Genomic DNA, 13293 nt, shown 5'->3' with positions numbered 1-13293 from the left:
AAAAGCCACCTAGTAGGTGGCTTTTTTTGCTATTTATGATAGGGAGACCCTTGTTGAATCATAAAAGCACGGTATACTTGTTCAACCAAAACTAAACGCATTAACTGATGTGGCAAGGTTAACAGCCCAAAACTAATCTTAAAATTAGCGCGATGCTTCACCTCCGGTGACAACCCCAATGAACCACCAATTATAAACGTTACATCTGAGTAACCATCCACCGTAATTTGATTCATTTTTTCAGCAAAAACCTCTGAAGGTAACTGCTTACCTTCAATGGCTAAAACGATAACATAATCACGTTCACCAATTTTTTCCTGAATACGTTGCCCCTCTTTAGCCATAATCTGCGTATTCTCTGCTTCACTAGCCTTTTCTGGTGTCTTTTCATCAGGCACCTCGATTAAATGAACTTTAGCAAACCGAGATAACCGTTTGGTATATTCTGCAATGCCATCTTTTAAATATTGCTCTTTTAATTTGCCTACTGTGATAATTTTAATATTCACTGTCTATTACTTATTTAACCTTTCTTAATTATTTTTAGATTATTGTAATTACAATTCTGATCGAGTTATCCACACGAACAAATTTTATTTGTTTTTTATAAAATGCCTATATATCAAGCTTTGTTCTGTTCGCTTGTAATAATTATCCACAGTTTTTAACTTTTTTTGCTAATAAGTGGATAACTTTATAAACGCATTTTGTATTAAATTAACTGAATTTCTGTCTTTAAAGCACCACTTTTCCACAGTTATTCACAACGTTATCCACAGATGTGGATAAGCACATTTGTTCGCTAAACATTACTTCAATATTCATCTCAAATGTTCGTTAATTTAAAAATTAAAACTCCTTATCAAGGATAAAAAAAATAAATTGACATTTACACGAACATTACAATATTTACTCATTATTCGTGTGGATAAGTCTGTTTTTGATTACCTAATCACCAATAATTTACTCTTTTTTAAAGAACAGGCTTTCTTATCCACTATTATACTGGATTTTTCCACATTTTTCAGGAGTTTTCCCCCAAGTTATTAACATTTACACACGGTTTTCAACATTTTCTGAAAACACACGTTGTCGTCTCGCTGTCAACTAAAAGTAAAGAAAAAGCTAACGATAACCGTTAGCTTGCTAATTTTTGAGTTAATTTAACTTTAACTGTTTTCTTATTACTGTGGTGGTAATATGTCAGTGTAACCGTATCACCTAATTTATGTTTATACAGCTCTTCACGTAGGTCAGCTTGTGTTGTCACTTTCTTGCCATCAATACCCACAATTACATCATACTTCTTCAACCCAGCAGTATCAGCCGGTCCTTTTTTCGTCAAACTCATAACAACCACACCACCAGTGACACTATCAGGAATTTTGAGTGTAGACTTTTGATCGTCAGCAGTCACTTCTGACAAATTAACTAAACCAATGCCAATGGCCGGCCGCGTAATCTTCCCATCCTTAACCAACTTATTGACAACGTCTACCACTTGATCTGAGGGAATAGCAAATCCCATTCCCTCAACACTTGTACCTGATGACGAAGTAGATAACTTCATTGAATTAATTCCAATAACTTGACCAGCAAAATTAATTAAAGGCCCACCGGAATTGCCCGGATTAATCGCGGCATCTGTTTGAATAACAGTTGAACCACCATAATTTTGACCATTTTCAGAAGTGGCTTCGACTAATCGTTTTTTAGCTGAAATTATGCCTTGCGTAACCGAAGAGGCATATTCTGATCCTAGAGGAGAGCCAATCGCTAACACATTTTCTCCAACCGCTATTTTACTAGAATCACCAAACTCAGCAGTTGTTGTCACATTGTCACTCGCAATCTTTAGAACCGCTAAGTCAGTCATAGCATCTTTACCAACCAAGGTAGCATCCACTTTTTTACCATTGTGGAGCATTACTTGAATTTTAGCTGCACCATCAATGACATGATTATTTGTTACAATAAACGCTGATTGATCTGCTTTTTTGTAAATGACACCAGAACCTTCAGATGATTCTTCATAATTTTGTCCCGATTTACTAAAATTCAATACAGACACAACCGCATCTGAAACTTTATTATACGCTGTTGTGGCAGTGGCATTTTTCGCAATTGACGACGTTTTGGTTGCCGTTGTACGCACTGTCGTTTGTGTGGTACTCTGTTCGATTCCTTTTTGTGCGTATAAAATAACGCCTCCGCCAACTAGCCCTGCAATGACGCCAGTTAACACTGTTTTTGTTAATGTTGATTGTGCCATATATTACACCTCTTCATGTCGTTATGTTTTACTTTATCAAGTTGAAATTAACCTAAAATTAAATTATTCGGACAAATTATCGCCAGTAAAGGCGTTGATTTTTAACGCATCTCTCTCACCATCACTATGAGTCACCACAAACAACCAAACTGGTGTATAGATATCATAACCATTTACTTTCAAAGCGGAGTCATAGGATAACATACCTTTTGATAATTTATCACCAGAATTTAATTCATTAAATCGATACAAACTAACAATTGCATCTTCTTCACTCAACGTAACACGCTCATCTCTTAATTCGGTGACATTTGATATTTTCGTTTGTGTAAATCCAGTAGCTTTACCATCCTTGTCATAGTTCACAACAAACAACCCTTGCTGTGAAACAACCGGTAACTTATCAATTTCCTGTGAATAAATACCCTGTTTGGCACCCTGTTCGTAAGACAAAATTTTATTATATTGATAGCCAGCACTATATGCTAGCGCCGTAGGATCAATCTGACTACCAATATATTTACTTGTCTCATTTTTGCTGCCACTGTTTTTGATACTTTGTGGCGTGTTGAAGTTGACTGACAGCTTCTGATTTTTGATATTAGCCTCATAACCAGTTACTTTGCCCGACAATGAGATCAATTTGTTGGATTGTTTACCAGCTAAATAATTTGCATAGGGTATCTTGGTGCTAAACTTGGATAACTGGATGTTCTGATGCTTCATTTCAGCAATAATGCTGGTGTTTGCATCGGTCACTTGGACATTATCTGGACGATTACTTCGCCACCACACAAAAAGAAAGGTATCTAAAGAAATAAACAAAATAATCATCAAAATTTTCAATCTTTTAAATTGCATTTTTTAAATTGCCACTGATACTAAGTATCAATCACAGCCTTCCTTTCTTAAATGTAGTGATGCTCTGATTCAACCGCCTATTGATTAGCGCGACTCTTTAAATAATCATCCACACTCTGCCAGCCACTTGACGTTTCAATCATCCAAGTTGGGCGCATATTAACCGCCGCACGACTATCCTTGTTCACCATCCACTCGTAGCCAGGTGTTACAAAATAATAGTCGGTCTCTTTGACACCAGCCTGTCGTAACCGGCTAAGAATATCTGATGTCTTGGGTAGCGTCACCTCTTTTTGATTATTTGGCACTGGCACACCCAATTCGTTTAACGAGTATGTGCTAATCAAGTTACCATGATTGTCTAAGGTCATGTGGATTGCGCCACTTTCAGATTGATAATATACCGGCATCCCCTCAACAAAGGTCCGATAAGTAACGTTTTTGCCGTCATTACGGCTTTCATAAAAACGTGTGTCTGTTAAGTTAAGCTGCAACAAATTAATCTGAGAAAAACCAATGTTTAATCTAGCAGCATAAGTTTTATCTAATTTACCATCAGCCTTGTTGTCTTTAAACGTAACCGTATCAAGATCTGGATCATAAGTTACTTGCTGGTCGCTAAACTTATTCGTATAAATAACTTTATTGCCATCTGTTGTTGTTGTTAATTGGTTCGTTGTGCCTAATAGTGTTGACACATACGTCGTTGGATCACGATGATTCACCAAATAAGAATAAACAGGTAATTTGATATTTTTTGGAAAATTTAGTCGCACACGATGGTTTAAAGATTTAAAATTAACGGTCAGTGATTTAGGCAACTTTTCGGCTACTTCCCACATCTTGGTCGTATTAATTTTACTCAAGCTCACCGTGACCATCGTCTTGGTTTGGGTATTTATAAAGTAAGCCAGATTAGATTTATCAAGCGGTAATACAAAGTAATCAAAATTAAAGCCCTTAATCGCCGCGATATTTTGATTATATCGTGCATTGAAGTAGTCAATAGGTACCACATCCGGATAGCGATATACGGCAGATTGCTTTTTGCTTATGGCAGCAATAATTGTCGCATTTGAAACCTTTTTCTGATGAGGATTTTTAATATCGGCAGATGTCAAATAACCACGCATTGTTTTGATTTGCTGGTTATCAGCGTGCATCACCATATTTTGAGTGCCATATTTGTCATTGATAATATAGTTTGTAGGTCTAAACGCCGTCACAGACTGTTGATCCTGCTGATTAGAAGAACTCACATTTTGTTGTTGTCCAATGGACATAAAAACAAATGCTGTCAACACGATCGAAATTAAAATAGTTATTGTCAGTATGACATTCAGCGTGATTCCTTGCACAGATCGATTATTCCGCATCCCAATCGTCCTCCGGCACTTCATCCACATAGGCTAGAGAAATATAGAACGTCGAGCCTTTGTTTTCAACAGAATCAACCCAAATTCGACCATTGAATTTTTCAACAACTTCCTTAGAAATTGCCAGTCCTAAGCCAGTTCCTCCTTGAGCACGCGAACGAGATTTGTCCACTCGGAAGAACCTGTTAAAAATGTTGTCCAAATCCTTGCGCGGAATACCCAATCCTTGATCTGAAATACTCAAAATAGCACGTGTTTTAGTCTTTATTAAACGTGCTGTGATTGTGCCACCATCTGGCGAGTATTTCACAGCATTATTCATGATATTGTCTAGTACTTGCGTAAACTTATCTGGATCCACTTCAACCCAAACATCTTCTTTCGTAAATTCACGTAAAATATTGTATCGCTTTGACGGTGATTCATCATTTTTAGCATCGTTTTCCAAGATCATATCAAAACGATTCAGCACAAAGTTAAACAAGCTATTTAAATTAATGACTTCTAATTTAACATCCATCGTGCCCTGATCAAGTCTTGATAATTCAAGCAAATCATTAATCATACGAATCATACGTTGCGTTTCATCTTGCACAACACCCAAAAAATTCTGCGCCATGTCAGGATCATTAATTGCCCCTTCAGCAAGTGCGTCCACATACGAACGAACAGAGGTTAACGGTGTTCGTAATTCGTGAGACACGTTAGAGACAAACATTCGCCGTTCAGAATCGATACGTTGTTGTTCAGTAATGTTATGTAAAACCACCACTAGTCCAGAAATGAAACCAGATTGGCGCTTAATCAATGATACATAGGCTTGTACCAATAAATCTTTACTATCGTCAGATAAATCAACCCGAAAATCATCTAGGTTTTCAAGCATTTCACGTAATGTGCGCTTATTTTTCAGATGTAGTAAATCAATAACATTTTTGCCTAAAGCTTCTTCACGATCAACACCAACAAAATCAGCTGCAGCTTGGTTAATAATGGTCACTTCGCCTCGTCGATTAGCTGCTAAAACACCATCAGCCATGTGTGTCAAAACCGAATCCAAACGGTTGCGTTCCGCGTTCACCGTTTCCGTCGATTCTTCAATACGCATTGAAAGTTCATTCACTGACATCGCTAATTGACTCAATTCATCAGAACCATAAATGTGGTTGACCATTGAATAGTCACCGTCAGCAATTTTGGTTGTCTGTTCATTAATTTGCTCAATTGGTCGTGTTAGCGTTCGCGCCAAAAAGAGAGCTAACGCAATACTAGCAATCAGCGCAACTAACCCGGCAATAATAAACAACTTCATAACGTTGTTTATGTTTTTATAGACTGGTGAAAGACTTGCTTTCACCACAATCACACCGGGTATATCCTTGAGCCGACCATTAGTCGCACCAAGCGGTGTCGTCATCAACTCTTTACGATCACCACCTTCATTAATGGTACGCGTTTGCAAATAGGATTGATCACCAGCCAATGCTTTTTGAGCGTTAATATCAGTCGTTTTTTGTCCAATCGTTTGTTGCCCAGAGACAGAAATTGTGCCCCGGATAGTTCCAGTTTTGTCAATAACTTGCGCTTCTTGTATGTTTGTATTGTTTAGTCCTGACAAAACATCCTGAATTTGATGGTTACCAGTATCTGTATCTTTGTCGCGGAGCGCTGTTGTGATTTGATCCGTCAAATATTTTGGGAGGGTAATTTGCTGCTGAAAAGTCGCCAAATTTTGCTGTTCCATTTGCCGTACGAAAAACGCACCCAGTAATTCGAGTGCGATAATCATTAGCAACACGAATACGAGTGCAATACGAAAGCGAATAGATTGAAAAAATTTAGTCATTGCTGTCATGTCAGTTATGCTCAGCTGAGAGCTGCGATCTCCCTAATTATGTATGCGGTCTAGCCGCTTATTCTTACTCTTCTGATGGGCGCAAATAATAGCCAACACCACGTCGAGTGGCTAGCCAATTAGGATGGCTGGGATTATCTTCGATTTTTTCACGCAAGCGACGCACGGTAACATCAACTGTGCGAACATCCCCAAAATAGTCATAGCCCCACACTTGTTGTAGCAAATGTTCACGCGTCATAACTTGACCAATATGTTGTGCCAAATAGTAAAGCAATTCAAATTCACGGTGAGTCAATTCAATATCAGCGCCGTTTTTAGAAACCATATAGGCTTGCGGATGAATAGTCAAATCCCCCAAGTGAATGTCTTCCGTACTATTAAATGATTCTTCTGTACTTTGAGCAACTGATTTACGACTACGTAAATTAGCTTTCACACGTGCTACAAGTTCACGGTTAGAAAAAGGTTTAGTCACATAATCGTCAGCGCCCATTTCAAGTCCTAGGACTTTGTCAATTTCACTATCTTTAGCCGTTACCATGATGACTGGAATGTCTGATTTTGATCGAATTTGGCGCAATACCTCGATGCCATCGACTTCTGGTAACATTTGATCAAGCAAAACAAGATCAGGATTTTCATCGTTATACATGTCCAACGCTTCACGTCCGTCAGCCGCTGTCACAACATCGTAGCCTTCTTTTGTTAAATTAAATTTGATAATATCTGAAATTGGCTTTTCATCGTCTACAACTAAAACTTTACTCATGCAGAACTCCTATCATAATAAGTGTATTCTAAGTACATTATAACATTTTCAACAGCTAAATGTGTTTATCGTTGATATGTCCTACATTATAAACAAGCTTGTCATTACTATAAAGCAATCATGATAACCTTAAATGCCCACATTTGGTCCAAATAGTAACACTATTATCGCAAATTCACGCTGATAAAAAAAACCAATCACATCAAATGATTGGTAAACTTGAGACAGAACTTAATGGCTTCTGCGATGGAAACGTGTTTTGAAAAGAGAACTGATTGCTTCATTGTTACTAATACGACGAATCGCTTCGCCGATTAATTCACCAACGGAAACAATTTCTAGTTTTTCAAACTTCTTTTCTTCCGGTAAATTAATTGAGTCTGTCAAAATAACCTTTGTGAATACTGAATTTTGTAGGCGTTCCACTGCTGGACCTGAAAATACAGCATGCGATGCCACAACATACACTTCTTTAGCACCATGCGCCATAATTAGCTGTGCACCCTGTGTAATGGTTCCTGCGGTATCAATCATGTCATCAATCATGATTGCCGTTTTTCCTGCGACATCACCAACAATGCTGCCAATTTCAGCAACATTTGGCTTTGGGCGGCGTTTATCAATTACTGCCACCGGTGATTCTAATCCCAGCATGTTATTAAGGTTACGCGCACGCGTCATACCACCATGATCTGGTGACACAACCACCGCATTTTGCTTGTTGGCTATTCCTGATTCAATCAAATAATCGGCTAATAGCGGTGCCCCTTGCAAATGATCCATTGGAATATCAAAAAATCCTTGAATTTGGGCAGCATGTAAGTCAAGTGCCAGCACACGCGTTGCGCCAGCACGTTCCAGCATATTAGCGACAAGCTTGGCAGTAATCGGTTCGCGAGAACGTGCTTTACGGTCTTGACGGGCATAACCATAGTAAGGTAATACAACATTAATTTGATTAGCGCTGGCTCGACGCAAAGCATCGATCATAATCAACAACTCCATCAAATTATCATTGACAGGCGCAGAAGTGGACTGAATCACGAATACATTATCACCACGAATACTTTCTTCAATGTTAATTTGTACTTCACCGTCAGCAAAGCGTTTAACAGAAATTTCACTCAACGGCACGCCTACTGAATCGGCGATTTTTTGAGCAAGTGGCTCATTTGAACTCAACGAAAAAAGTTTCAATTTAGGTTCCGGCATGTCTAACTCCAAATTTTTATAGGTAAAATATCACTACTACACCCATTCTATCAAAAAAAACGTCTTAAATACATAGCTAACCGAATTTTAAAATCAGTTGATTACCCCACAATAAAACGACCACAGGTGAAACTGTAATCGTTCATTCAAATGACTATCTTTATGCTTCTAAAGCTTTTGATAGGGCTTTCAAAGCGTCATCATAGTCTGGCTCTTCAGATATTTCTGGTACGATTTGTGCATAAATCACAGTCCCTGTTGCATCCAAAATATAAACAGAACGTGTATCAAAGCCAGTGTCCGGTACATATAATTTTGTTGCATAGCCAAATGATTCTTGTTCATCCGACAACATTCTCAAATTATGCACGCCTTCCGCAGCACACCAATCGCGTTGTTCTGAAACTGTGTTTGTTGATACAGTGATGAAATTAACACCATCGAATTGATCAACAGTTTGATTAAAATGGCGTGTTTGCAATGAACATGTATCAGTATTCAGGTCTGGTACAACAGAAATAAGTGTGACTTTACCTAGTAAGTCAGCTGTTTTAACCTTTTCACCTGATTGGTCTAACAACTTGAAGTGTGGCATTGCCTCACCAACTTTTGTTGGTTCCCCTTCTAATTCAACTTCTTTTCCACTTAATGTAACTTTCATCTTCTGCCTCCTTGGCTTATATCAGTAATCATTTTTAGATGGCACTATTTTAGAACATACTTCTCAAGTGCTCTTGCAACGCCGGATTCATTATTGGACACTGTCTCAACATCAGCAATGTCTTTAATCTTTTTAATGGCGTTACCCATCGCAACGCCCAGACCAGCAACTTCGATCATTGAAAAATCATTTTCTTGATCGCCGATTGCCATTGTATCTTTAATATCAATATTAAGAGACTGTGCAAGTGCGGCTAAGGCATTTCCTTTTGAAGCTTTCTGATTGATAAATTCCAAATTATTTGCCGTTGATCGAATGACGGAAACTGCTTCAGTAATCGCTGTTGGAATTAATGCCTGAACACGGTCTAATGCATCAGCCTCATCGTTAGCAATGCCTTTAATGATTTCAACTTCTGCCAAATCCTTAACATCATCAACGACATGGAGTGGTAATTTGACTAAAGCATTTTCAAAGCTTGCCCAACGGTGAACCAAATGGTTGGTCGTATAAGCAGCATTTTGACTTTCTGCCTGAATATAGGTAGTTTGTTCGCGCATGAAATCATTAATTTGCTGATATTCTGATAAACGCAGTGCCGCCTGAAAGAGAATACGAGAACCATCAGCAGTTTGCATTAAACCACCATTGTGTGTAATGACAAATTGCTCACTGCCAGCAATCTCTAGTTGATCGAAAATATCTTGCACACCTGGTAGGGGACGTCCCGTTGTAATCACGATTTTAACGCCTTGTGCCATGGCTGCTTGAATAGCTGACTTCACGTCAGGGGTAATTTGTCGATCATCGTTTAATAGCGTGCCATCAATATCAATGGACACAATTTTTATTTCTGACATGTCTGAGCTCCAATTTTATTGTAACTACATTATAGCAAAAAGTAATCGCTTTCAAAACATTGATTGTTATTTTTATCAATTAAACGGTTCTTTTCTCACGCAACATCACAACAGATAAATACGTAAACCAAATGCTGATGCCAGTAGCAATCAGTAAAATCATTGCGGCGCCAATATTGCCGATAAACGCAGAAACACTAACGATAGCAGACGAAATAATAAAACCAACTGGTCGCATTGCAGCACTGAAGCCACTATAAGTGCCAATTTTTTGCTGGTTCATCATTTCCGCACGCAACGATTGCTGTGCCGGTGTCACAATCATTTCCCCTAGTGTCAGAAAAATTGCCACCAAAAATAGTGGCCAAAAATCATTCAATAGAAATGATAGTGCAAAACCTGCGCCTTGCATCGCAGTCCCTACGGCAGTTGCTTTCATGTTTGACCACTTCTGAAAGAGTTTGGTCATGGTTCCCATCAATAACACAATCATCAAGGTATTGGTTACAGTAATTACAGAAAGCATGCGTTGACCAAAAATTGTTACCCCAATTAGCGTTGTATTGTGGAAACTCTGTCCTAAGTGCGCCGCTAAATAATAATCTGGTGACGAAAAAATGACCGTCGCTCCAACAGCAGCAATCATAAACTTAAGATAACGTTTATCAGCAAAAACTTCTCGATAACTTTTAACTACTGACCAGACTGATTGACCATGCACGGTTCGCTTTGAAGCAGGAAATGTTTCAGTAATCCATATGACAACAATGACCAAACTCAATAGCGCCCCTAATGCTGTGCCCAGAAGCAGCTCGAATCGGGCTGTTTTGAAAAACCAGCCGCCCAAAGCCGCTCCAATCATGACCGCCAAATTAATGACCCAATAAATCATGGCATAGATGAATTTACGATTTTGTAATGTTGATACATCAATCATCATTGCTTCTTCGGCAGGTGAGGCAAAGCTAATACCCAAAGTCGCCATTAAAAAACCAAAAAACGTTAAATATGGATTAATATATAATGGTGAATTCATGGCAGCTGCTAGAATATAGCCAACCGTCATAACCGCAATGCCACCAATCATCACTCGTTTTCTGCCCCAAGTATCAGCCAAATGACCACCATATAGACCAGCTATAAAGCCTGCCACTTGGACTGCCACTAATAATATCCCAGTTACAAACGGACCGAAATAATCTACATAATATATTGTCATATTTGGGCCCACTGAAGAACCAATTGCAATTGTGATAAACATCATCACGATTCGCAATTGAATATTGCGATCTAACTTAAAAAAATCAGACATAGTTTCTCCCTCGAGCCTGTGAGTTATCACCAGACAATTTATAATTAAAATAATAAAAACAAATTATATCATATTAAGGGCTATGCGCTGTGCTTTTATTAGAATATCGTCGTCTAAATAATCAGGGTCACTGCTTATCCTTTGTGCGGCAGGAATTGATAGCCAAGTCACTTGCTCAACTTCAGAAGTCTGAATCTTCAAGCTGTCCAATGGCTGATTAATTCGGGTAACATACAAGTCATCGAACCAATCTTTTTCCCAACTAGTTCGGATTCTTTCAAAGTGAGTTGCTTGTGCGCCTAATTCTTCGACGACCTCTCGTTGAATACCCTCTAATGATGTTTCTCCTTGCAGAACTGACCCACCGGTCGCCAAAACCCAGCCACCTGGTAATGCCATTTTTTTAAACGATCGCTGCTGAACTAGTAACTCTCCGTCTTGATTAAAAACAAGCGCATTAGCAACCATATGATATTCTCCTTGCGCTAGCGGTTCCCCTCGTCGATGTGTTCGCCCAGTTAATTGTCGTTGGCGGGTATAAACGTCCCACAACTCACCCAATTTATCGGCACGTTGATCACTCATTGATAATTATCTCCGTTAATTGTTTTGCGTCACTAATCAGATAATTAGGTCGAGATTTTTCTAAAATCGCCTGGTCATGTGATCCCCACGTAACTGCAATTGTATCAATTCCAGCCGCATTACCAGCGTCAATATCAAAAGTTGCATCACCTATCATCACAGCTTGCCTGTAATCAATATTGTGCTCCCTCATAGCTTGTAATAAACCACCCGGTAGTGGCTTAAATGCAACGACACGATCCGAACCATAAATGTCGCTAAAATATTGGTTAATGTCCAGAATCGCTAGATTACGTTGCGCTACGGCAGACTTTTTGCTGGTCATAATAAACAACTCAACACCAGCAGTTTGGAGTTGTGCTAATGCCGATGCAATTCCTGGAAATGCTGTTATAGTGTCTTCAGATTCGCCATTTTGATAGGCAGCACGAAAATACGTATATAATATCTGCAATTCTGACGAATTTAAATCTTTTGCACCTAATTTTGAAAATGATGTTTCAATTGGAACGCCTTGATAATGGACAATATCTTGCGCGTCGGGTACAGGTAAATTAGCTTGTTTAAAGGCCTGTTGTGTTGCCAATACAGATAATTTTTCGGTATTTGCTAAAGTACCGTCAAAGTCAAAGAATGCTGCTTTTTTCATTTGATAACCTCTTCTATTTCATTGAAAAACTGACCCACCTCACTGACACTGTGGGCATGAGAACTATAAATCACTTCAATCCCCATATCAAAAGCTGAAGCAGCTACTTCCAGCGCTGGATAAGTATCTCCATAACCCACATCATTGAAGCCAGCAGCATTAATTTCCAACTGGTAGCCACGCGTCATCATCATTTGAAATATATCACCTATCTGCTTGTAAATATTGTCATCAAAATCAGGCAGATTCAATGTCTTTTGGAAACGCTTAATAATCCCAAAATCACCAATTCGAATGGGTTTGTTGACACCAAGGATTGCTTCAATACTCTGAGCCATCAATGCAAAATAACGTTGATAGAACTCTTGAGGTGTTGTTAGCGTTGTTGCAAAATATTTTTTAATGATATCAATATCATCAATACGCCGTAATATACCCATATCATCTGGTATAAAATGCACTGACAAAATTACCTCATCAACCCAATCTATTTGCGAACGCAAGAACTGACGCATCTGGTTTTCATAAGGCGAAAAATAATTGATCTCAAAAGCACGTTTAATAACGATTTGGTTCTGATACTGATCAACTACTCGATCCACTTCTAATTTGTAAGTTGACAAATCATCTGACGTGAGACCTGGATGTGGTTGGATTACATTTGCTTCATCTGGTAAAGGCGCCATTTCAGCGATGGTATATTCTTTAAATCCGAGTGAAATTGCACGTTCGATTAAATCGTCTAAGCTATCTTGGCTTTCATAATCTAAATTAGGAACGTGTGTCAAGCCGTCTTTTTTTAACATGATTTTTCACCTTAATTTTACTCAATACAACCATTCTACATATTTACAAACAAAAAAGCGAACCAGAATTAA

General features: G+C 38.5%; 13 protein-coding genes. All 13 read right to left on the bottom strand.

The features are described from left to right. Positions 1-29: 29 nt before the first annotated feature. Positions 30-509, bottom strand: a complete 480-nt coding sequence (gene rlmH / locus FF105_RS04840) for a 23S rRNA (pseudouridine(1915)-N(3))-methyltransferase RlmH (RefSeq protein ID WP_010295966.1) — start codon at positions 507-509, stop codon at positions 30-32. Between the two features lie 629 nt (positions 510-1138). Further along, positions 1139-2272 (bottom strand): S1C family serine protease, encoded by a 1134-nt coding sequence (locus tag FF105_RS04835; protein ID WP_010295968.1) that lies wholly within the window; start codon positions 2270-2272, stop codon positions 1139-1141. Positions 2273-2335: 63 nt separating this feature from the next. Beyond that, a complete protein-coding gene (yycI, locus tag FF105_RS04830; protein WP_139967595.1) occupies positions 2336-3133 on the bottom strand; it encodes a two-component system regulatory protein YycI in 798 nt (265 codons plus the stop codon). A gap of 77 nt (positions 3134-3210) precedes the next feature. Further along, a complete protein-coding gene (locus tag FF105_RS04825; RefSeq protein ID WP_010295972.1) occupies positions 3211-4509 on the bottom strand; it encodes a hypothetical protein in 1299 nt (432 codons plus the stop codon). Then, positions 4499-6364: a cell wall metabolism sensor histidine kinase WalK gene (gene walK / locus FF105_RS04820; RefSeq protein ID WP_010295976.1), complete on the bottom strand. Its 1866-nt coding sequence runs from the start codon at positions 6362-6364 to the stop codon at positions 4499-4501. The genes FF105_RS04825 and walK overlap by 11 nt, the downstream gene beginning before the upstream one ends. A gap of 64 nt (positions 6365-6428) precedes the next feature. Then, complete coding sequence (yycF, locus tag FF105_RS04815; protein ID WP_004911084.1) at positions 6429-7136, bottom strand: response regulator YycF; 708 nt, start codon at positions 7134-7136, stop codon at positions 6429-6431. Between the two features lie 231 nt (positions 7137-7367). Continuing rightward, positions 7368-8348: a ribose-phosphate diphosphokinase gene (locus tag FF105_RS04810; protein ID WP_010295979.1), complete on the bottom strand. Its 981-nt coding sequence runs from the start codon at positions 8346-8348 to the stop codon at positions 7368-7370. Positions 8349-8508: 160 nt separating this feature from the next. After that, positions 8509-9009, bottom strand: a complete 501-nt coding sequence (gene tpx, locus FF105_RS04805) for a thiol peroxidase (RefSeq protein ID WP_010295983.1) — start codon at positions 9007-9009, stop codon at positions 8509-8511. A gap of 44 nt (positions 9010-9053) precedes the next feature. Then, on the bottom strand, positions 9054-9869 hold the full coding sequence (locus FF105_RS04800; RefSeq protein WP_290046377.1) for a Cof-type HAD-IIB family hydrolase: 816 nt from the start codon (positions 9867-9869) through the stop codon (positions 9054-9056). A gap of 79 nt (positions 9870-9948) precedes the next feature. Further along, on the bottom strand, positions 9949-11181 hold the full coding sequence (locus FF105_RS04795; RefSeq protein ID WP_290046376.1) for an MFS transporter: 1233 nt from the start codon (positions 11179-11181) through the stop codon (positions 9949-9951). A gap of 63 nt (positions 11182-11244) precedes the next feature. Further along, the gene (locus FF105_RS04790; protein ID WP_010295990.1) at positions 11245-11766 is read right to left on the bottom strand and encodes an NUDIX hydrolase; all 522 of its coding nucleotides are present in this window, start codon (positions 11764-11766) and stop codon (positions 11245-11247) included. Then, positions 11759-12415, bottom strand: coding sequence for an HAD family hydrolase (locus tag FF105_RS04785; RefSeq protein ID WP_010295993.1), 657 nt, complete (start codon positions 12413-12415; stop codon positions 11759-11761). The genes FF105_RS04790 and FF105_RS04785 overlap by 8 nt, the downstream gene beginning before the upstream one ends. After that, positions 12412-13221: a histidinol-phosphatase HisJ gene (gene hisJ / locus FF105_RS04780; protein WP_010295995.1), complete on the bottom strand. Its 810-nt coding sequence runs from the start codon at positions 13219-13221 to the stop codon at positions 12412-12414. Before hisJ ends, FF105_RS04785 begins: the two co-directional genes overlap by 4 nt. Positions 13222-13293: the final 72 nt, after the last annotated feature.

Origin of the sequence: Leuconostoc sp. UCMA20149 (assembly GCF_030400235.1) — a bacterium.
GTDB lineage: Bacteria > Bacillota > Bacilli > Lactobacillales > Lactobacillaceae > Leuconostoc > Leuconostoc pseudomesenteroides.
The sequence above is the reverse complement of the archived record's forward strand: the minus strand, read 5'-3'. Positions and strand labels throughout refer to the sequence as shown.